General features: G+C 44.3%; 23 protein-coding genes. 22 read left to right on the top strand and 1 reads right to left on the bottom strand.

Features of this window, described 5'->3' with window-relative positions:
* Positions 1-47: 47 nt before the first annotated feature.
* From NSA57_RS09535 to NSA57_RS09525, 3 genes are read left to right on the top strand one after another with little or no spacing between them, the layout of a single operon-like run.
* On the top strand, positions 48-449 hold the full coding sequence (locus NSA57_RS09535) for an endolytic transglycosylase MltG (protein WP_138271156.1): 402 nt from the start codon (positions 48-50) through the stop codon (positions 447-449).
* Positions 446-1,126 (top strand): O-methyltransferase, encoded by a 681-nt coding sequence (locus NSA57_RS09530; RefSeq protein WP_147599717.1) that lies wholly within the window; start codon positions 446-448, stop codon positions 1,124-1,126. Before NSA57_RS09535 ends, NSA57_RS09530 begins: the two co-directional genes overlap by 4 nt.
* The gene (locus NSA57_RS09525) at positions 1,123-2,349 is read left to right on the top strand and encodes a peptidase U32 family protein (protein ID WP_022068701.1); all 1,227 of its coding nucleotides are present in this window, start codon (positions 1,123-1,125) and stop codon (positions 2,347-2,349) included. Before NSA57_RS09530 ends, NSA57_RS09525 begins: the two co-directional genes overlap by 4 nt.
* Before the next feature lie 195 nt (positions 2,350-2,544).
* Here NSA57_RS09525 and sigK read toward each other — a convergent pair whose 3' ends face one another.
* Complete coding sequence (gene sigK, locus NSA57_RS09520; protein ID WP_257464703.1) at positions 2,545-3,186, bottom strand: RNA polymerase sporulation sigma factor SigK; 642 nt, start codon at positions 3,184-3,186, stop codon at positions 2,545-2,547.
* Positions 3,187-3,585: 399 nt separating this feature from the next.
* Between sigK and NSA57_RS09515 the strand changes: the two genes are divergently transcribed.
* From NSA57_RS09515 to NSA57_RS09425, 19 genes are all read left to right on the top strand, one after another.
* On the top strand, positions 3,586-4,629 hold the full coding sequence (locus NSA57_RS09515; protein WP_257464702.1) for a D-ribose ABC transporter substrate-binding protein: 1,044 nt from the start codon (positions 3,586-3,588) through the stop codon (positions 4,627-4,629).
* Positions 4,630-4,739: 110 nt separating this feature from the next.
* Positions 4,740-5,381: a DUF2291 domain-containing protein gene (locus NSA57_RS09510; protein WP_022068704.1), complete on the top strand. Its 642-nt coding sequence runs from the start codon at positions 4,740-4,742 to the stop codon at positions 5,379-5,381.
* 11 nt (positions 5,382-5,392) lie between these two features.
* Positions 5,393-6,952, top strand: a complete 1,560-nt coding sequence (locus tag NSA57_RS09505; protein ID WP_257464700.1) for a sugar ABC transporter ATP-binding protein — start codon at positions 5,393-5,395, stop codon at positions 6,950-6,952.
* Positions 6,953-6,955: 3 nt separating this feature from the next.
* Complete coding sequence (locus NSA57_RS09500) at positions 6,956-8,008, top strand: ABC transporter permease (RefSeq protein ID WP_022068706.1); 1,053 nt, start codon at positions 6,956-6,958, stop codon at positions 8,006-8,008.
* A 72-nt stretch (positions 8,009-8,080) separates the two neighbouring features.
* A complete protein-coding gene (gene rbsD / locus NSA57_RS09495) occupies positions 8,081-8,482 on the top strand; it encodes a D-ribose pyranase (RefSeq protein WP_022068707.1) in 402 nt (133 codons plus the stop codon).
* Positions 8,483-8,498: 16 nt separating this feature from the next.
* Positions 8,499-9,383 carry a ribokinase gene (locus tag NSA57_RS09490; protein WP_257464699.1) on the top strand — a complete coding sequence of 295 codons (885 nt, stop codon included), beginning with the start codon at positions 8,499-8,501 and terminating at the stop codon, positions 9,381-9,383.
* Positions 9,384-9,407: 24 nt separating this feature from the next.
* Positions 9,408-10,409 (top strand): substrate-binding domain-containing protein, encoded by a 1,002-nt coding sequence (locus NSA57_RS09485; RefSeq protein WP_147599713.1) that lies wholly within the window; start codon positions 9,408-9,410, stop codon positions 10,407-10,409.
* Positions 10,410-10,751: 342 nt separating this feature from the next.
* A complete protein-coding gene (locus NSA57_RS09480; RefSeq protein ID WP_257464697.1) occupies positions 10,752-12,152 on the top strand; it encodes an L-fucose/L-arabinose isomerase family protein in 1,401 nt (466 codons plus the stop codon).
* A gap of 26 nt (positions 12,153-12,178) precedes the next feature.
* Positions 12,179-13,009 (top strand): transketolase, encoded by an 831-nt coding sequence (locus tag NSA57_RS09475; RefSeq protein ID WP_257464696.1) that lies wholly within the window; start codon positions 12,179-12,181, stop codon positions 13,007-13,009.
* Positions 13,006-13,938, top strand: coding sequence for a transketolase family protein (locus NSA57_RS09470; RefSeq protein WP_147599712.1), 933 nt, complete (start codon positions 13,006-13,008; stop codon positions 13,936-13,938). The genes NSA57_RS09475 and NSA57_RS09470 overlap by 4 nt, the downstream gene beginning before the upstream one ends.
* Position 13,939: 1 nt before the next feature.
* A complete protein-coding gene (gene glpK / locus NSA57_RS09465; protein WP_257464694.1) occupies positions 13,940-15,415 on the top strand; it encodes a glycerol kinase GlpK in 1,476 nt (491 codons plus the stop codon).
* A 401-nt stretch (positions 15,416-15,816) separates the two neighbouring features.
* Positions 15,817-16,119: an urease subunit gamma gene (ureA, locus tag NSA57_RS09460; RefSeq protein WP_022068714.1), complete on the top strand. Its 303-nt coding sequence runs from the start codon at positions 15,817-15,819 to the stop codon at positions 16,117-16,119.
* A 14-nt stretch (positions 16,120-16,133) separates the two neighbouring features.
* Positions 16,134-16,493, top strand: coding sequence for an urease subunit beta (gene ureB / locus NSA57_RS09455; protein WP_022068715.1), 360 nt, complete (start codon positions 16,134-16,136; stop codon positions 16,491-16,493).
* A 12-nt stretch (positions 16,494-16,505) separates the two neighbouring features.
* Positions 16,506-18,227, top strand: a complete 1,722-nt coding sequence (ureB, locus tag NSA57_RS09450) for an urease subunit beta (protein WP_257464693.1) — start codon at positions 16,506-16,508, stop codon at positions 18,225-18,227.
* Positions 18,228-18,253: 26 nt separating this feature from the next.
* A complete protein-coding gene (locus NSA57_RS09445) occupies positions 18,254-18,760 on the top strand; it encodes an AmiS/UreI family transporter (protein ID WP_138271162.1) in 507 nt (168 codons plus the stop codon).
* 47 nt (positions 18,761-18,807) lie between these two features.
* Complete coding sequence (locus tag NSA57_RS09440) at positions 18,808-19,284, top strand: urease accessory protein UreE (protein WP_022068718.1); 477 nt, start codon at positions 18,808-18,810, stop codon at positions 19,282-19,284.
* Positions 19,285-19,306: 22 nt separating this feature from the next.
* Positions 19,307-19,999, top strand: coding sequence for an urease accessory protein UreF (locus tag NSA57_RS09435; RefSeq protein ID WP_022068719.1), 693 nt, complete (start codon positions 19,307-19,309; stop codon positions 19,997-19,999).
* Positions 20,000-20,078: 79 nt separating this feature from the next.
* On the top strand, positions 20,079-20,687 hold the full coding sequence (gene ureG / locus NSA57_RS09430) for an urease accessory protein UreG (RefSeq protein WP_022068720.1): 609 nt from the start codon (positions 20,079-20,081) through the stop codon (positions 20,685-20,687).
* A gap of 12 nt (positions 20,688-20,699) precedes the next feature.
* On the top strand, positions 20,700-21,551 hold the full coding sequence (locus tag NSA57_RS09425; RefSeq protein WP_243873669.1) for an urease accessory protein UreD: 852 nt from the start codon (positions 20,700-20,702) through the stop codon (positions 21,549-21,551).
* The last annotated feature ends 137 nt before the right edge of the window (positions 21,552-21,688 follow it).

Raw genomic sequence — 21,688 nt, 5'->3', positions numbered from 1 at the left:
GATGATATTCCGCTGCTCTGAAACGGGCGGACAGTAAGGAGGATAACATGGGAGACACAAGAGACCGGGTAGGAAATGCGGGAGTGATCGTTGCAGGCGGCGCTTTTAAAATTGCGCTTTATGTCTGTATTGTTGTTCTGATCATCTGGCTGGGAAGACTGTCTTATCAATTCGGACATGATATTTTTGACCAGCAGCCCATGAGTCCTGGAGAAGGACAGGAGATCACTGTGGTAGTCAAAGAGGATGATTCTGTGTATGACATTGCAAAGACTCTGGAAAGCAAAGGGCTGGTGGAGGATGCAAAGGTGTTCTGGATTCAGGAAAAGCTGTCCAATTATAAAGGACAGATGAAACCGGGAACTTATCTTCTGAGTACTGCCTATGAACCTTCAAGGCTTCTTGCAATCATGGCAGGGGATGCTGAGCAGGAGGGCGCAGACTCGTGATCGTAGAAGAGAGAATGAGAACCTACATCAATTCTCTGGATATGGGAAATACAGATTTTCTGGAAAGTCTGGAAAAGGAGGCTCTGTCATCCGGAGTTCCCATTATCCGGAGAGAGATGCAGAGCTTTATAAAGGTGCTTCTGGCTGTAAAAAAGCCGGAGCGTATTCTGGAGGTGGGGACAGCCGTAGGCTTCTCCACACTTCTTATGTGTGAATATGGACCTGAGAAGCTTCAGGTAACAACAATTGAGAACTATGAAAAAAGGATTCCCATTGCCAGAGAAAATTTTGCGAAAGCAGGACGGAGCCATCAGATCACTCTTCTGGAGGGAGACGCAGGACAGATCCTCCGGGAGCTGGAACCTGGTTTTGACCTGATTTTTATGGATGCGGCAAAAGGGCAGTATATTCACTGGCTGGAGGATGCCGTGCGTCTTTTGAATCCGGAGGGAATCCTTCTTTCGGATAATGTTCTTCAGGAGGGCGAGTTGATTGAATCGCGCTATCTGGTAGAGCGGAGAAACAGAACCATTTATAAGAGAATGCGGGATTATCTTTATGCTCTGAAACATGATGAAAGGCTTCTGACAAGCATTCTTCCTCTGGGAGACGGAGCCGCCCTCAGTATCAGGCAGCCGTTTGGACAGGAAACGTCCCGCAGTAAGGAGACAATATGAGAAAAATAGAATTACTGGTACCTGCCAGCAGTCTGGAAGTCCTGAAAATTGCAGTAGTATTTGGGGCAGATGCTGTGTATATCGGCGGAGAAGCTTTTGGTCTTCGGGCAAAAGCAAAAAACTTTTCCGGAGAAGATATGGCAGAGGGGATTGCTTTTGCTCACGAGCACGGCGTAAAGGTTTATGTGACTGTAAATATTCTTGCTCATAATGACGACCTTCCAGGCGTTCGGGAGTACCTTCAGGAGCTGAAGGGGCTGAAACCGGATGCGCTGATCATTGCAGATCCGGGAATTTTTACTTATGCGAAGGAAATTTGTCCGGAAATTGAATGTCACATCAGTACCCAGGCAAACAACACCAATTATGAAACCTACCGGTTCTGGTACCGGCTGGGAGCAAAACGTGTGGTAACTGCCAGAGAACTGTCTCTGGAAGAAATCAGAGAAATCAGAGAGCATATTCCCGAGGATATGGAAATTGAAACCTTTATTCACGGGGCAATGTGTATTTCCTATTCAGGCCGTTGTCTTCTCAGCAATTATCTGGTGGGAAGAGATGCCAACAGAGGCGCCTGCACCCATCCGTGCCGGTGGAAATATTCTATTGTGGAAGAGAAAAGACCGGGAGAATATATGCCGGTTTTTGAAAATGAAAGAGGCACATATATTTTTAACTCCAAAGACCTGTGCATGATCGAGCATATGGATGATGTTCTTACAAGCGGAATTGACAGCCTGAAGATTGAAGGCCGTATGAAAACCGCTCTTTACGTGGCAACTGTTGCCAGAACCTACAGGAAAGCCATTGACGATTATATGGAATCTCCGGAAAAATACCAGGCGAATATGGAATGGTATAAGGAGCAGATCTCAAACTGTACGTACCGTCAGTTTACTACCGGATTTTTCTATGGAAAACCGGATGAGAATACACAGATCTATGATAACAACACCTATGTAAAGGAATATACTTATCTGGGATATGCTGAAGAGGTTGACGAAAAGGGTCTGGTCCACATTACTCAGAGAAATAAGTTCAGCGTAGGAGAAACCATTGAGATCATGAAGCCGGACGGAAGAAACCTGACGGTTACAGTTCAGGGGATTTATGACGAGACAGGAGCTTCCGTGGAAAGCGCGCCCCATCCTCAGCAGAAGCTTGCGGTAGATCTGGGGGCAGAAGTAGAAAAATATGATCTTCTCCGAAGGGCGGAGGCATAAAGCCCTGTCATGGAATAAAAGATATTCCGGAGCTTTATAAGCTTTGGAAATACACCCGAAGAGGAGACGCATAAAATATCAGCAATAAAAAATACAGGAACAGCCAAAGCCAGGCGGTTCCTGTATTTTTTTGTACTGTGGCAGTTCGCTTTTACCGGTGAGAAAACAGAAAAGTATCTTCTGCTGTATACATATTCAACAGTGATTTTTCGGTTGTTCATCAAAAAGACAGCGGAGTTTTTTCAGTGCGTTTTTTTCAATGCGGGAAACGTAGGAGCGACTGATGGAAAGCTTCCGGGCAATTGTTTTCTGAGTTTCCTCAGAAGCTCCGAACAGACCGTACCGGAGGCAGATGACCTGGTATTCCCTGGGCGTTAAAGCAGTTTTCAGGGAACTGACAAGATGGCGGATATCCTTCTGCGTGGCATATTGTTCCACAATATCTACAGGAGGGCTTTCAATGATATCCAGAAGGCTGATCTCATTTCCTTCCCTGTCTGTTCCGATTGGATCATACAGGGAGACTTCACGGGAGCGTTTTTTTCTGGAACGGAGCATCATCAGAAGCTCATTATCAATGCAGCGCGCCGCATAGGTGGAAAGGCGCGTGGATTTTTCCGCATCAAAGGTGCTGATCGCTTTGATCAGACCGATAGTTCCGATGGAGATCAGGTCTTCAGGATCTTCACCGGAACCCTGATATTTTTTTACTATGTGGGCGACCAGGCGGAGGTTATGCTCAATCAGGATATTTTTTGCTGCCAAATCACCCTCCCGGTAACGCTGAAGATATAATTTTTCCTCGCCTGATGTCAAAGGTTTTAAAAAAGTCTTCAAGTCTTCACCTCAAAGGGGATTTACTTACAGCTTATGCCCGGGACAGGCTTTCCGTGCTTTTCCAACAAAAAGAAACAGGGGATAAAACGTAAAATGTATAAATGATCGGAGAATCCGGGAATCTTACATAAATGTTTATATAAATGTTTACACAAATGATACGGGATTTATAGGAAGGATAGCATAAAATGCCAAGATAGATAGTAAATATGCACAAAAATAGGGAGATAAATTCTGCAAAATTCACGAAAACACAAAATAAAATAAACAAAATATAAAAATACTATTGAAATATTTACCTAATCGTTTAAAATATAAACATCGACAGGGGAAGTAAATTCCCATAATGCTGTTGGAGGAACAGCATGGAAATCATAATGTTATCAGGAGGGTAAAAAAATGAGAAAAAGATTACTGAGTGTATTACTGGGAGCAGCGATGACAGTTACGGCGATGGGCGGAGTTACAGTAATGGCGGCCGAAAATGAAGAACCGCTTCCGGGCGGCGGCTCCAATATTATTTATGTGATCACACCATCTGTATCCAATCCAGCATTTAAAACAGAGGCTGACGTGGCTACAAAAACAGCGGAAGAGCTTGGATATGAAGTGAAAGCAGCATCCCATGACGACGATCCTACAAAACAGACAGAGCTTTTTGACAGCGCTATCGCTGACAAAGCAGCAGCGATCATCTGCGATAATGCAGGTGCGGACGCTACCATTGAAGCTGTTAAAAAGGCAAAAGACGCGGGAATCCCCACCTTCCTTGTTGACCGTGAGATCAACGAAGACGGCGTAGCGATTTCCCAGATTGTAGCAAATAACTACCAGGGAGCAAAGGCCATTGCGGAAGTATGGGTAGAAGCAATGGGTGAGGAAGGAAAATATGCAGAGCTTCTTGGAAAAGAATCTGATACAAACGCAGGTGTCCGTTCTTCTGCTTTCCATGAAGTGATCGACCAGTATCCGGATCTGGAAATGGTTGCACAGCAGACTGCGAACTGGGAAAAGACAGAAGCCTTTGACAAGACAGAGGCGATCCTTCAGGCAAATCCTGAGCTGGACGGAATTATCTGCGGAAACGACACAATGCTGGAAGGAGCAGTTGCGGCATGTGAGGCAGCAGGCAAAAATATTCCGGTTATCGGTGTTGACGGCTCTGATGAGGCAGCAGCTCTTATTAAAGACGGAAAAGCTACCGGCACAGCGCTTCAGCAGTTCGCTCTGATGGCTGAAATGGCAGTAGAGCAGGCAGACGCTTATCTGAAAGACGGAACAACAGGTCTTGATGAAAAACAGCTTGTTGACTGTATTGCGATCACAGCAGACAACGTAGACAACCTGAAAACATTTGTTTATACGGAAGGCGGAGCCGAGGCAGCAGAAGCCGAGACAGAAGATGCCGGTGCAGAAGAAACAACAGAGGGAGCTGCTGAATAAGCCGCTGTTCTAAACGTAAATTCAGTATGACGGGGGCGTTGCAAAACCAGCGGGTATGTGATTTTGCAGCCCCCCATTTTCGGTAAAGAAACAGTCAAAGGAGAGCAGTTATGAGAAAACGTATGTTAGCGGCAGGGCTTGTGGCGGTAATGATGACAACTTGTATGACCGGATGTGTAAAGGTGGTAAAAATCGGTCAGGAAGCAGAGCTTACAGGGGAACAGGAATTTAATGCAGTAGATAATGTGGCGGCGATCTGGGAATCAGAAGCGCTGCCGGAACTTCAGGAGAAAGCAGTGGAGCTTTCAGAGTTTCTGACAGAAGCGAACGGAGATCTGAAATCTCTTGTTGATAAATATGGAAAATATTCTATGGGAACCAGCGGCGAGATCAATTATGTTGTAAAAGGAACAGGTACGGTTGAGGAAGTAAATCAGGAGAAAAAAGCTGGATATATGACAGTAAAGCTTGACGGCTACGATGGTCCGGAGGAAATCTCCATTCAGATCGGTTCTGTATATAAGGGGTCATCTGTCCGTGATTCTCTGGATGTGATTAAATTCGGTGATTATACAAATCAGCAGGACTGGGCGGCAGTTTCCCAGAGTATCAATGAAATGATTGACGAAGAAATAGTGAAAAAAGCGGATCCGGCATCTCTGAAAGGCAAAACCATTTCATTTACAGGATGCTTTACTGCAAATGACAATACAAAGGTACTGATTACACCCATAGAACTGGAAGCAAAATAGGAGGGTCAGATATGGCTTATAAATGTCCGGAGCATGTGTTTTTGCATGCGGATCATATCAGTAAAATTTATCCCGGTACAAAAGCGCTGGATGACGTATCCTTTGACCTTCTCAAAGGCAAGGTGAATGTTCTGATCGGTGAAAATGGCGCCGGAAAATCGACTCTGATGAAAATGATAGCAGGTATCGAGCACCCCAGTGAAGGAACGCTTTATATTGGTGATCAGGAGGTTGCGTTTAAAGATACTACAGATGCCAGAAAACATGGGATCGGTATTATTCATCAGGAATTAAGTCTGTTTCCCAATCTGAATGTGTATCAGAATATTTTTATGGCAAGGGAGCAGACAGTAGGAAAAATCAGACTTGATAACAAAACTCATATAGAAAAGACGAAAAATATTCTGAAAAGACTGGAACATGAAATTGACCCGGAGACTCTTGTGGGAGAACTGAGGGTAGGTCAGCAGCAGATGATTGAAATTGCAAGAAATCTTGTGGCTGATGATCTGAAGGTCCTGATCATGGACGAGCCCACATCCTCTCTCAGCCAGCAGGAGGTACAGGTTCTTTTTAAGATCATGAGGGAACTGACGGCTCAGGGGATTTCTATTGTTTACATATCTCACCGTCTGGAAGAGATCATGCAGATTGGCGACCATGTGACTATTCTCCGGGATGGAAAATATGTTTCAGATGCAGATGTAAAGGATATTGATGTTCCGTGGATCGTCCATGAGATGACAGGAGGAGCAAAGGCATATCTGAAACGTGAAACAAAAGTGGACTGGTCAAAAGTAGAAAATGTTCTTGAGGTGAAAAATCTGTGCCTGCCAAAGGCCGGAGGCGGCTATCTGGTGGATCATGTGAGTTTTGACCTGAAAAAAGGTGAAATCCTTGGAATTTACGGACTGATGGGAGCCGGAAGAAGCGAGATTTTTGAATGTCTGATGGGACTTCATCCGGAACATACAGGAGAGGTATACCTGGAAGGAGAAAAGCTGAACATCAAATCCATTTCAGGACAGATAGACAAAGGCTTTGCCCTTATACCTGAAGACCGTCAGGCTCAGGGACTGGTCCAGACAATGGACATTGAAAAAAACTGTTCTCTGTCTGCAATGAAGACGTACAAAAAAGCAGGGGTATTCCTTGATTCATCCAAAGAAGGGCAGAAAGTGGATGAACAGATCAAGGATATCCATATTAAAGTGGCTGACAAACATCTTCCGATTCTTTCTCTTTCAGGAGGAAATCAGCAGAAGGTTGTTATCGGAAAAGGCATCCTGACAGAACCAAAGATTCTTCTCATGGATGAACCAAGCCGTGGAATTGATATCGGAGCCAAAACAGAGGTGTTTGATATCATCAATCAGTATGCGAAGAGGGGACTTTCCATTATTGTTGTTTCCTCGGAGCTTCAGGAGATCGTTTCCATTGCGGACCGTGTTCTGGTTCTTTCAAACGGACTGAAAACAGGTGAGTTCAGCGGAGACGAGATCAAAGAAGATACCCTGGTACTGGCGTCCTATAAGGGACATCATGTACAGAATCATGAAAAGGAGAATTAGGATATGGCAGCAGATAAAAAAACATCAAATAATGCGTTAATGATGACCCTTTTAAAGGGAAGGACTTTCATCGTTCTGATCGTGTTGCTGATTTTTTTCAGCATTACAGCAAATAATTTCCTGACAGTAGGTTCTCTTCTGACAGTGGCAAAGCATGTGGCCCTTTACGGAATCCTTGCTATTGGTATGACCTATGTAATCATCACTGGCGGAATAGACCTGTCCGTAGGTTCTGTGGCCGGTCTGGCAGGAATGATCGCCGGCGGGCTGATCCAGGAAGGTCTTACTCTGAAATTTGCAGGCGTGACTGTGTATTTCAGCGTACCTCTTGTAGTTCTGATCACTATTCTTATGGGTGCGCTGGTGGGTGCTTTAAACGGTGTGGTAATTACAAAATTTAATGTAGCGCCGTTTATTGCCACACTTGGTTCTATGTATATCTGCAGAGGTCTGGCAAATATCCGTTCCAACGGGGCAACCTTTTCAGAGCTTGCCGGTCATGAAGGACTTGGCAATACAGGATTTGAATTTTTTGGAAGAAACTTTATGGGAACCATGATTCCTGTAGGTGTTATCATTCTTGCTATTGTAGCTGTGATCGCAGGACTGATCCTGAAGAAAACACCTTTCGGATGGCATGTGCAGGCAATCGGAGGAAATGAAAAGGCTTCCAAGCTTTCCGGAATCAAGGTTGACCGTGTGAAAATCTGGGTTTATGCTTTTTCCGGACTGTGCTCAGCTATTGTAGGTATTATCGCAACTTCCCAGCTTGTTTCCGCAACTCCGAAAACAGGTGAGTCCTGGGAGATGAATGCAATTGCGGCATCTGTTCTTGGTGGTACTTCCATGGCAGGCGGCGTGGGCAGTATTGGCGGAACCATTGTAGGCGCGTTTGTTATTGGTGTGATCAACGATGGTATGACCATGTGTGGTGTAACTGAATTCTGGCAGAAGATCATTCGTGGTCTGGTAATTATTGTAGCGGTTATCATTGACCAGTTCCAGAGAAATCTTCAGGCAAAAATGGCGCTTCAGGCACGCAACGAAAACAAATAAAACATATTTGGTCCCGGTGTGAGTGCATACCGGGATCTTTTGACTAAAAAAATGTATGGGAGGCGGTTTTTTATGAAAAAAAGAGGTATTATCAATGCACAGCTTGCAGGGCTGATCGCGGGACTTGGACATAAGGACACCTTTATGATCGGCGACGGAGGTATGCCGATCCCGAAAGGGGTGGAGATCGTAGATCTGGCTTTGTGCGGCGGCGTGCCAACTTTTCGTCAGGTAATGGATGCGGTTCTTGACGAGGCGGAAATCGAAAGTTATACTATAGCAAAGGAGATCGTTGAGAAGAATCCGGAACTTTTGTCTTATATCAGAGAAAAGCTTCCGGAAGCGGAGGAGGAAATGATCCTGCATACAGAGCTGAAGGAAAGATCAGCCCGGGTGAAGTTTGCCGTCCGGACAGGGGAATTTACTCCATATCCCAATATTATTCTGAGAGCGGGGGTTGCATTTCCTGCATAAAAAGGAGGGCATATTTATGAAGGTTCTGAATTTTGGGTCTTTAAATCTTGATTATGTGTATCAGGTAGAGTCTATTCTGATTCCCGGAGAGACTCAGGCATCAAAAGACAGGAAGACATTTTGCGGCGGTAAGGGACTGAACCAGTCCATTGCGCTGGCAAAAGCCGGTATTCCTGTGTTTCATGCGGGAATGATTGGAGAAGAAGGGGATATTCTTCTGGAAACCTGCAGAGAAAACGGAGTAAATACAGACTTTATCAGAAAAATTCAGGGGCCCGGCGGCCATACTGTGATCCAGGTGGACAAAAACGGTCAGAACTGTATTCTTCTTTTTGGCGGATCCAACAGAAGTATTACCAGAGAGTTTGTGGATGAGGTTCTTTCTGCCTTTGAAAAAGGAGATATACTTCTTCTGCAGAATGAGATCAACGAACTGGATTATATTATTGACCAGGCTTATGAAAAGGGGATGATGATCATCCTGAATCCGTCTCCGTATGATAAGGCGCTGGAGACATGTGATTTAAAAAAAATAAGTCTGTTTCTTGTAAATGAGATCGAGGGATTTCAGATTACAGGGGAAAAAGAACCGGAGAAGATTCTGGCAAAGATAAGGGAACTTTATCCGAAAGCTGCAATCGTGCTGACTCTGGGAGGAGACGGATCTGTTTATCAGGATGAAACAGGTATTTACCGTCAGGGAATCTATAAGGTAAAGGCTGTAGATACTACTGCGGCAGGAGATACGTTTACAGGATATTTTATTTCATCCATTATCAATGGAATGCCGGTTCAGGAGGGACTCCGGCTTGCGGCAAAGGCGTCCGCGATCGCTGTTTCCAGACCGGGTGCGACTGCGTCGATTCCTCTGAGAGAAGAGGTGCTTAACAGCAGTCTGTAAAAATTACAAGAGGAAGGTGTCTGTATGAAGGTGAGTATTCGTGATCTGAGCAAAATGACCGGCTTTTCTCCGGCAACTATTTCAAATGCTCTGAACCACAAAAAAGGAGTCAATAAGGATACGGCAGAGGAAATATTCAGAATAGCACGCGAGACAGGATATTTAAGCGCCAATGCCGTCACAAAGATCCGTCTGGTGATCTTTAAGAAAAATGGCCGGATCATCGAGGATACTCCGTTCTTTCAGAGCCTGATCGAGGGATTTGAGGAAGAGTGCAGAAGACTTGGATATGAAATGGTGGTTTCCAGAGCAGATCAGAGGAATCCGGAATATCTGAATCAGGTAAGAGAAATGTTAAGCGAGCAGGGCGCGGCGGTTGTGGTGCTTGCAACAGAAATGATGGACGGCGATCTGGAGCCCTACAGAAATGCGCCCTGTCCTCTGGTGATTCTGGACTACTGGACAGAATCTATGGAGTTTAATGCGGTTCTTATTAATAATGCGGATGCTGCAAGAATGATGACAGAGCATCTTCTGGACAATGGGCATAAAGAGGTGGGATATCTCAGGGGTTCTTTCCGCATAAAGGGCTTCCGTTCCAGGTTCGTGGGCTTTCAGACTGCTTTAAAAAAGCGGAAGGTTCCTTATAAAGAGGAATATACAGTAACTCTTGGAACCTCTCTGAACAGCGCCTATCAGGATATGCTGGAGTATCTGAAAACTTCTCCGAAGCTTCCTACAGCGTTTTTTGCAGATAATGACATGATTGCTCTGGGCGCTATGAAAGCTCTGAGAGAAATGGGGTACAGGATACCGGAGGACGTATCTGTGGCGGGATTTGATGATCTGCCGTTCAGTGAGATTTCCACGCCTGCCCTGACAACTCTTCGGGTTCCAAACAGAGAGATGGGGAAAATGGCTGTACGCCGCATTTCCGAGATGATAGAGGGGATAGGGACAGATGCAGTAATAAAAACTCAGGTATGTCCGAAAATCGTGTATCGTAATACAGTGAAAAAACTATAAAATAAGTAAAAAATGTATCCCGGATATCTGGATTGTTTGATTCAGATATCCGGGTACTTTTTTGCGGAAAATTCTGTGATTTCGTGTGTGGGAATTCTGAAAATACATATGTGCCTGTTTATATTTGTTTATATAAATGTTTATATAACAATTGCCGAAAAATATGATTTAAACAGAAAAATATAGGCGATATCAACAAAAAATACGGTGATAAATTGTGCAAAATCCTATTTTATAAACATAATCATAATATTTTATTGAAAAAAAATATAAAATATTTATAATAATGTTTATAGAAAGTTCAAAGAACGTAAATGAGGATATATTGAAGGAGGAATCACAATGGATCATATTAAATTAGGATACGCGCCTACAAGAAGAAGTATTTTCAGCGCGCCGGATGCGGTTAAATATCGGGGACTTACTGCTGACCGTCTGAGAGAACTGGGCGTTGATTTTGTAGATATCACAGATATTAATGAGGAAGGTCTTCTCTATAATGATGAAGATATGAAAAAAATTGCTGAAAAGTTTAAGGCTGAAAAAATTGACGGACTGTTTCTTCCCCACTGTAATTTTGGTACAGAATATGAATGTGCCCGTCTGGCAAAGGAGCTGAATGTTCCGGTTCTTCTGTGGGGGCCTCTTGACGAGCGTCCGGATGAAAACGGAGTGCGGCTTCGTGATACACAGTGCGGACTTTTTGCTACCGGAAAGGTTCTGAGACGCTTCCGTATTCCGTTTACCTACATGACAAACTGCCGCCTGAATGATCCGGTATTTGAACGCGGGATCCGGGATTTTATGGCTGTATGCAATGTGGTAAAGAAATTCAAAAATATGAGGATCCTTCAGATTTCCACAAGACCTTTTGATTTCTGGACAACCATGTGCAATGAGGGAGAACTTCTGGAAAAATTCAATATCCAGCTTTCTCCGATTCCCATGCCCGAGCTTACAGATGAAGTGAAAAAAGTAAAAAAAGAGGGAACAGAGGTTGCAAAAGTAATTGACTACTGCCGCAGCAATATGATTGTTGAGATCAAGGATGAAGAACTGGAAAATGTAGCTGCTCTGAAGGTTGCCATGAAAAATCTGATCACAAAATACGGATGTCAGGCAGGGGCAATCCAGTGCTGGAACCAGCTGCAGAGTGAGCTTGGAATCATGCCCTGTGCCGCAAATGCCCTGCTGAATGAAGAAGGAATTCCGGTTGTATGTGAGACGGATATCCATGGAGCGATCACTGCTCTTATGGTAGAGGCTGCAGGAATGGGAGAAACAAGAAGCTTCTTTGCAGACTGGACCATCCGTCATCCGGATATTAAAAACGGTGAGCTGCTTCAGCACTGCGGACCGTGGCCGATCTCAGTTGCCGGAGAAACTCCGAAGATTACATATCCGCTGGCTTTTGACCATCCGGGTGCAATCACTGCAGAGGCAAAGCACGGAGACATTACTCTGGCGCGGTTTGACGGTGATAATGGAGAATATTCTCTGCTTCTCGGAAATGCAAAAGGTGTGGACGGTCCAAAAGGAATGGGAACCTATCTGTGGGTTGAGGTGGATAACATCAAACGTCTGGAAGCGAAGATCGTAGAGGGTCCATACATTCACCACTGTGTGGGCATCCACAAAGACGTTGTTCCGGTGCTGTATGAAGCATGTAAATATATTGGAATCAAACCGGATCTCTACGACCCCATTGAAGAGGATGTAAAAGCATATCTTCGCGGCGAATGAAGAACCGGAAAGAGAGGATGGAAATTATGGAAAATCTGACTGCTTTGTCATATGAGCTTCGCAAAGACGTGATCAATATGATTCGTTCCGGAAAGGCCGGACATATCGGCGGAGATATGAGTGTGATCGACACACTTGTAACACTTTATTTTAAACAGATGAATATCGGCCCTGAAAATATGGATGATCCTGACCGCGACCGTTTTGTAATGAGCAAAGGACATTCTGTGGAGGCTCTTTACGCTGTGCTTGCAGAGAAAGGCTTTTTCCCAATAGAGGAGGTTATTGATACCTTCAGCAAATTTGGCTCTAAATTTATCGGGCATCCCAATAATAAGCTTCCGGGAATAGAAATGAATTCGGGATCTCTGGGACATGGGCTTCCGGTATGTGTGGGAATGGCTCTTGCCGGAAAAATGAATCATCAGAATTACCGTGTTTATACAGTAATGGGCGACGGAGAGCTGGCAGAGGGCTCTGTGTGGGAAGGCGCAATGTCTGCAGCTCATTATAAGCTGGATAATCTCTGTGCAGTAGTTGACAGGAACCGCCTGCAGATTTCAGGAAATACTGAAGATGTGATGCATCATGATGATCTTCATGAAAGGTTCAGAAGCTTTGGCTGGCATGTAATTGACGTGAAAAACGGAAACAGCATTGAAGAACTGGATGCGGCCTTTGAGGAAGCGAAAACAGTAAAAGGAAAACCGACGGTACTGATCGCCAATACAGTAAAGGGCTGCGGCTCCTCTGTAATGGAGAACAAGGCATCCTGGCATCATCATGTGCCAGGTGATGAAGAGTATGAGCAGATCATGAAGGATCTGGAGGAGAGAAAGGAGGCTGCGCTGAAATGAGTAAGATCGCCAATAAACAGATGATTTGTGAGGTTTTGATGGATGCGGCAAAAACAGACAGGGATATTGTTGCTCTGTGCAGTGATTCCAGAGGCAGCGGTTCCTTTACTCCTTTTGCAGATACTTATCCGGAACAGTTTGTGGAAACAGGAATTGCAGAGCAGAATCTGGTAAGCATTGCTGCAGGACTGGCAAAGTGCGGCAAAAAAGCATATGCAGTTTCTCCGGCCTGCTTTCTTTCCACAAGAAGCTATGAGCAGGCAAAGGTGGACGTTGCTTATTCCAACACAAATGTGAAGCTGATCGGTATCAGCGGAGGCGTCAGCTACGGAGCGCTGGGAATGAGCCATCATTCTGCTCAGGATATTGCGGCTATGGCTGCGATTCCGAATATGCGGGTATATATTCCCAGCGACCATCTTCAGACAAGGGAGCTGGTAAAGGCTCTTCTGAAGGACGAAAAACCGGCTTATGTGCGTGTGGGGAGAAATGCAGTAGAGCCTGTTTATGAAGAAGAACATGTTCCTTTTGAAATGGATAAGGCAACGGTTGTATGCGAAGGAACTGATATTGCAATCATTGCATGCGGAGAAATGGTAAAGCCGGCAAAGGATGCGGCAGAACTTTTAAATGCTCAGGGAATCAGCGCTTCTGTAATTGACATGTACTGCGTAAAACCCCTGGATGCTGAAGCGGTTGTAAAGGCTGCAGAAAACGCAAAAGCAGTGCTGACAGTAGAAGAACACGCTCCCTATGGTGGGCTGGGATCCATGGTAAGTCAGATAGTAGGAAGCCGGTGCCCGAAAAAGGTGGTGAATCTTTCCCTTCCGGATGCTCCGGTGATCACGGGAACTTCAAAGGAAGTATTTGATTATTATGGCCTGAATGCAGAAGGAATTGCAGAAAAGGCAGCGGAGCTGGTGAAATAGTATGAACAGATATGTATTGGGAATTGACCAGAGTACACAGGGAACAAAAGGACTGCTGTTTGATGAAAACGGTGCTCTTATCTGCCGAAGTGATCTCCCTCACAGGCAGTATATTGATCAGCGGGGCTGGGTGGAGCATGACCCGGAGGAAATTTATGCAAATACAGTTCAGGTAGTAAAAAAACTTGTGGAAAAATCAGGAATTGACAAAAATGATATAAAAGTTCTTGGTATCAGCAATCAGCGGGAAACTGCCCTTGTGTGGGACAGGAATACCGGAAAGCCTGTATATAATGCAGTTGTGTGGCAGTGTGCCAGAGGCGCAAAGATCTGTGAAAGAATTGCAGAACAGGGACATGGAGAAATGATCCGCTCCCATACCGGCCTGCAGCTTTCACCTTACTTTTCGGCCGCAAAGATCGCGTGGGTACTTGAAAATGTGGAAGGAGCTGCGGAAAAGGCTGAGAAAGGAGAACTCTGCTGCGGAACCATTGACAGCTGGCTTGTTTATAAGCTGACCGGAGGAAAAGAATTCCGTACAGATTATTCCAATGCTTCCAGAACTCAGCTGTTTCATATCGGAAGTCTTTCCTGGGATCAGGAGGTATGCAGCTTATTCGGTATTCCGGTATCCTGTCTTGCGGAAGTGACGGATTCAGACGGAGAATACGGATATACGGATTTTGAGGGATATTTTGAAAATCCCATTCCCATACGGGGAGTTCTGGGGGATTCTCACGGCGCTTTGTTCGGACAGGGATGTACAGATAAGGGAATGATCAAAACTACTTACGGCACAGGATCTTCTATTATGATGAACATTGGGCAGAAGCCTGTATACAGCGACCGGGTGGTAACTTCTCTGGCGTGGAAAATGAACGGCCAGGTAAATTATGTTCTGGAGGGAAACATCAATTATACAGGAGCTGTCATTACCTGGCTGAAGGATGAGCTGAAACTGATCTCTTCACCTTCAGAGACAGAGATACTGGCCAATAAAGCCAATCCAGGTGATCGTTCCTATCTGGTGCCTGCGTTCAGCGGCCTTGGGGCGCCCTACTGGGACAGTGAAGCATCCGGAATCCTGACAGGAATCACAAGGACGACCGGAAGAGCTGAGATCGTGAGAGCAGGTCTGGAATCCATTGCCTATCAGATTACAGATGTGGTAAATGCCATGAGCGAAGAATCCGGGATTAAGATTCAGGAGCTGCGGGTGGACGGCGGACCTACAAGAAACAAATATCTGATGCAGTTTCAGAGTGATATTGCAGATGTGACTGTTCAGGTGCCCTCAGCGGAAGAGCTTTCCGGAATCGGAGCCGCCTATGCGGCAGGGATTGCAGCAGGAATTTTTGACCGGGAAAAAGTATTCTCCCAGATGACCCGGACAAAATTTTCTCCGGAAATGGAGCCGGAAGTGCGAAATGAAAAATACCAGGGCTGGAAAAAGGCCGTGAAACAGGTTCTGACATAATTTATCCATTATTCACGGAACAATATCTGAACTGATAACTGTACCATGAAACTGAAATTGAACCATGCAGTCATAACATCGATCAATCAACCCGCCAAAAGGGGATGTGAGTGGCTGGTAAAATAAGACAAATAATTTTTAACAAAATTGAGTATTGATTGTCGGGGTTCAATAGCGAATATAGAGAAAAATATAAAGAAGAACATAAAATATCTTGACCATTATATAGACTCAAGTTATAATCCTCTATATAAAATTTTTCGTGTGAAGAGCAGACAATGGGGTCTGAAAAATCCCATTGTCTGCTCTTTTTTGTTTTGTGTATTTTGAATTTTGGGGCATAAATATGCAGAAAACAGCGAAAAATATAATAATCTGTACAATTCGAGAGGAGGAATATTATGAGGCTGAATCAAAAAGAACAGGAAAAACTAATGCTTCATATGGCAGGAAACCTTGCCAAAGAGAGAAAGGAAAGAGGTCTTAAACTAAATTATGTAGAGGCGCTGGCATATATTAGTTCTGAACTCTTAGAACTTGCAAGAGATGGAAAAACCGTAGTAGAGCTGATGCAGCTTGGCACGAAGATTCTTACAAAAGATGACGTAATGGACGGAGTCGTTGATATGATTGATGAAATCCAGGTAGAAGCGACATTTCCAGATGGAACCAAGCTTGTGACAGTACATAATCCAATTCAGTAAGGAGGAGATAAGGTATGAAAATTGGTGAAATTATGCCTGTGGATCGTGACATTATACTTAATAAAGGCAAAAAAACAGTGGCAGTAACAGTGGCAAACAAAGGCGACAGACCAGTTCAGGTAGGTTCTCATTTTCATTTTTTTGAGGTAAATAAATGCCTTTCCTTTGACAGGGAAAAATCTTATGGATATCATCTGGACATTCCGTCAGGAACCTCTGTAAGATTTGAGCCAGGTGAAGAAAAGGAGGTTCAGCTTACGGAGATGGGCGGCAGACAGAGAGTATTTGGCCTGAATGATCTTACCTGTGCGCGGGCAGCAGACGACACGAAGGCAGCATCCATGGAAAATGCAAAACGAAAAGGATTTCTATAGGGAGGGACAACGATGAGCACAAAAATTTCTGGAAGCAAATATGCGGCAATGTATGGTCCGACTACGGGAGATAAGGTACGTCTGGCAGATACAAACCTTGTGATAGAGGTTGAGAAAGATTATACAACTTATGGAGACGAAGTGAAATTTGGAGGAGGCAAGACCATTCGTGACGGCATGGGACAGTCTGTAAAAACCTGCAGTAAAGATGGGGATCTGGATCTGGTAATTACCAATGCATTAATCGTAGATTCTACAGGGATTGTCAAAGCGGATATAGGTATCAAGGACGGCAGGATCGCAGGAATAGGAAAAGCAGGAAATCCGGATACTATGGACGGCGTCACACCAGGGATGACGGTCGGAGCCTCTACAGAAGCGCTTGCAGGCGAAGGGATGATCTTAACTGCAGGTGGAATCGATACTCATATACATTTTATCAGCCCACAGCAGATAGACTGTGCGCTGTACAGCGGTGTCACTACAATGATCGGAGGCGGAACAGGCCCTGCAGATGGCACAAATGCGACTACCTGTACGCCTGGGCCATGGAATTTAAGAATGATGTTAAAGGCTGCTGAAGAATATCCAATGAACCTTGGTTTCCTTGGAAAGGGAAACTGTTCAGACGAGGCGCCCCTCATTGAGCAGGTAAAAGCCGGCGCCATGGGTCTGAAGATCCATGAGGACTGGGGGGCAACACCTGCAGTTATTGATCATTGCCTGAATGTAGCAGATGAATACGATGTACAGGTTGCCATTCATACAGATACATTGAATGAAGGTGGATGTGTAGAAGACACACTTGCAGCTATCGGCGGCAGAACCATCCATACATATCATACAGAAGGGGCCGGCGGAGGACATGCACCAGATATTATTCGTGCGGCGGCAGCTCCAAATGTACTGCCGTCTTCTACAAACCCGACGATGCCATATACAGTAAATACCCTGGACGAGCATCTGGATATGCTGATGGTCTGCCATCATCTGGATAAAAGAATCCCGGAAGACGTTGCATTTGCAGATTCCCGAATCCGCCCGGAGACAATTGCGGCAGAGGACGTTCTTCACGATATGGGGATATTCAGTATGATGAGTTCTGACTCCCAGGCTATGGGACGTGTAGGCGAGGTTATCACACGTACCTGGCAGACGGCAAGCAAGATGAAAGATGAGCGGGGGGCATTGCCGGAAGATTCAGGACACGGCAATGACAACTTCCGTGTAAAACGTTATATCTCCAAATATACCATCAATCCGGCTGTCACACATGGCATTTCACAATATGTAGGATCTGTGGAAGAAGGTAAACTTGCAGATCTTGTTCTCTGGAACCCTGCATTCTTTGGCGTAAAACCTGATATCATTATCAAGGGCGGTATGATCATTGCATCCAAAATGGGCGATGCAAATGCATCTATTCCGACCACGCAGCCAGTTTTTTATCAGCCAATGTTTGCTGCACACGGAAAAGCCAAAAACGAAACCTGCCTTACATTTGTATCTCAGGCAGCTGTGGATGAAAATGTAAAAGAGAAATATGGACTTGAGAAAACAGTAGTGCCTGTAAAAGGGTGCAGAAATATCAGTAAAAAAGATATGGTGCTTAATGACAGAACACCGGAGCTGGCAGTGGATCCAGAAACATATAAGGTTACGGTTGACGGGGAAGAAATCACTTCCAGACCGGCAGAAAAACTTCCGCTGACACAGCTTTACAGTTTGTTTTAAGATGGGCAGGAGAGGAGAGCGTTATTATGTTAGGAGTTTGTCTTTTATTTGTAGGCATTGTATTAATCAATAATGGTATGTGTTCTTTATACAATGTAGATGGAAAATCCACAGCCATCATGAATATTTTTACAGGCGGCCTGTCCCTGTTTATCAACTTTGTTAATTTGGTACAGGGTAATTATTATGCAGCGGGAACGGGATTACTGTTCTGCTTTACCTACCTTTTTGTGGCTCTGGGGAAATTTCTGAAAGCAAGTCCGATTCCTTTTGCATGGTTTTCTACTTTTGTAGCAGTCAATGCGGTGATCTTTGGGACTATCGAGGGGGTTACAGGAAGCAGTGCGCTGGGTATCGCACCGGATCTGCGATGGGCAGCAATCTGGTATCTTTGGGCGATTCTCTGGGGAACTGCCTTTGTGGAGGACATCTGTGGAAAGAAGCTTGGAAAATTTGTTCCATATCTTCAGGTGTTTGAAGGCATTGTAACAGCATGGATTCCTGGAGTTATGATGCTTCTGCAGATCTGGTAAAAATAAACCGATAAGAAAGATTTATCGGATATTGGAGGTTGAAGATAATGCTGTGTGAACAGGTTTCAGGAAAGCTCCATGACTTTGATACTACAGGAAAAACATTAGAATTTGTAGATATTGAATGGCATGAAGCTTTCAAAAAAATACATAAGAAAACAACAGATAAAGGAACAGAAGTGGGAATTCGTATGGACGATTCTGTTCTCGCCCGAGGTCTGTATCAGGATGATGTGATTTATGCAGATGAGACAAAACTCGTAGTGATAAATACTCCGCCATGTGAAGTTATACGGGTATCTTTTGAACCAGGACACGAGAAAATGGCCGCAAAAGTCTGCTATGAGATTGGAAACAGACATGCGCCGCTTTTCTGGGGAGAAAATGCCACATTTATTACTGTCTATAACGAACCAATGCTTGCTATGCTTCAGAAAATTCATGGTGTTAAGGCAAAAAAAGAAATATTGAAGCTGGATTTTGATCAGAGGATTTCTGCAAGTATTCACAATCATCATCATTAAGGAAAGCGGATGGAGAATTTATATGTCAGAAAAACAGTTTTACCTTTTGCAGGTAAATGATGCATTGTTTCCTATTGGAGGATATTCCCATTCACAGGGATTAGAGACTTATATTCAGCGTGGAATTGTCCGCGATATAGATACAGCCAGAGAATATATCCTCCACAAAATCAAGTGGAATCTTGCATATACAGAACTTCTGTCAGCCAGACTTGCATATGAAGCCGCAGAGGGAAAAGATCTTCAGAAACTGCTGCATCTGGAAGAAATTCTGGAAGCATCAAGAATCCCAATGGAACAGAGGGAAGCAGCCAGAAAAATGGGTTCACGTTTTGCCAAAACTATTGAAAAGCTTGGATTGAATATCAATAAAAACGGGATTTTCAGGAAATATCTGGATGCGAGAAAAGGAAAAGCAGTGAACCACAGCTGCATCTACGGAGTCTTCTGTGCAGAGATGGAGATTGCATTGAACGAGGCAATGACTCATTATCTCTATGCCCAGACATCTGCAATTGTTACTAACTGCGTAAAAACGATTCCCCTTAGTCAGACATCCGGACAGCAGCTTTTGAGCGGATGCTACGTGGAATTTGATGATATTTTAACAGATGTCATGAACAGAAGGGAAGATGATTTATGCCTTTCCGCACCTGGATTTGATCTCAGAGGAATCCAGCATGAAAAGCTGTATTCCAGACTGTATATGTCATAGTTTAGTCATGTCAGAAAGCTCTGGGAGCAACAGATTAAAAAATGCTGTCAACAAGTAAATCAGAAAAGAGGAGATTAGTATGTCATATGTAAAAGTCGGAGTTGCCGGACCGGTAGGTTCGGGAAAAACAGCGCTTATTGAGGCTTTGTCAAGAAAGATGGCAGAGGACTACAGCATTGGAGTTATTACAAACGATATTTATACAAAAGAAGATGCCCAGTTTCTTGCAAAGAACAGTGTTCTTCCGGTAGAAAGGATCATTGGTGTGGAAACCGGAGGATGCCCGCATACAGCCATCCGTGAAGACGCTTCTATGAACCTGGAAGCGGTAGACGAACTGACAGAACGCTTCCCGGATATTGAACTTCTTTTCATTGAAAGCGGCGGGGATAATCTGTCTGCAACGTTCAGTCCGGAACTTGTAGATGCGACGATCTTCGTTATCGATGTGGCAGAAGGAGATAAAATCCCGCGTAAAGGCGGTCCTGGAATCACACGTTCTGACCTCCTTGTGATCAATAAAATCGATCTTGCGCCCTATGTGGGCGCAAACCTTGAAATAATGAGGAGGGATTCTGAAAAAATGCGCGGTGACAGACCATTTCTGTTTACTAACATCCGTGAAGGCGAAAATGTGGATAAAGTAGTAGAGTGGATCAGAAAAAATGTACTTTTAGAAGGAATGTAAAAGAATATGCATATGGATAATAAATTCGGAAAAATATCCCGTATCAGTGCCTGTGCAGCTTTAAAAGATGGAAAGACTATTCTGGAGGAGCTGTCTTTTACAGCTCCATATAAAATCATGATGCCTTTTGAGAGAGAGAACGGCGGCATCCAGATCATGCCTCTCTGTGCCTCCGCCGGAATCATGGCAGGTGATTCTCAGAATTTTTTTTACCATGTAAAAGAAGGGGCAGACCTGGAAGTACTGTCACAGTCCTTTGAAAAAATTCATAAAATGGACGAAGGAGCAGCATCCCGGACTATTGAAGTACAGGTGGATAAAAATGCCACACTGTATTATTATCCCCAGCCGGTTATTCCATTCGCACAGTCATCCTTTGACAGCAGAATGACGATTCATCTGGAAGACGAAACCTCCTGCCTGTTCCTGCTGGAAATTATTTCCTGTGGCCGAAAAGCACATAATGAATGTTTTCGGTACAGCAGATTTTCCTCAAAAGTCCTTCTGTACAGAAATGATAAACTGATTTACCGCGACAACACCTGCTACGAGCCTGACAGAATGCCGATGGAAGGGATAGGCATGTATGAGGGGTACACACATGTGGCGAATATCTTTTTGACTAAACTTAGAGATACGGCAGCCAATTTGCAGCTTCAGGAAAAAATCTGGCAGATTCTTGATGAAGCTTCAGAAACAGAGGGCGGCATCACACGGCTTACAACAGGAGATATGGCCCTGAGGATATTTGGACAATGTGCTCAGAAACTGCAGCAGACAGCAGAGAAGATTAAAAAATTGTATGAGCATGAACAAAAACAGAATATGGGAGCAGCCGATTATGGCTCCGACAGTGGAATATAAATCCGGTCAATATCTGTATCACAAAAAACAATATGTGAATGTTTTTTGTGATACATTTTTTTGTTAGGGCAAAGCCCTGTTTGCCATTGTGGAGTTTTTCGCTGATCCGAAAAACGAAGCTTTGGAAAACAAATAAA

This window comes from Blautia caecimuris (assembly GCF_024622975.1).
GTDB lineage: Bacteria > Bacillota > Clostridia > Lachnospirales > Lachnospiraceae > Blautia_A > Blautia_A caecimuris.
The sequence above is the reverse complement of the archived record's forward strand: the minus strand, read 5'-3'. Positions and strand labels throughout refer to the sequence as shown.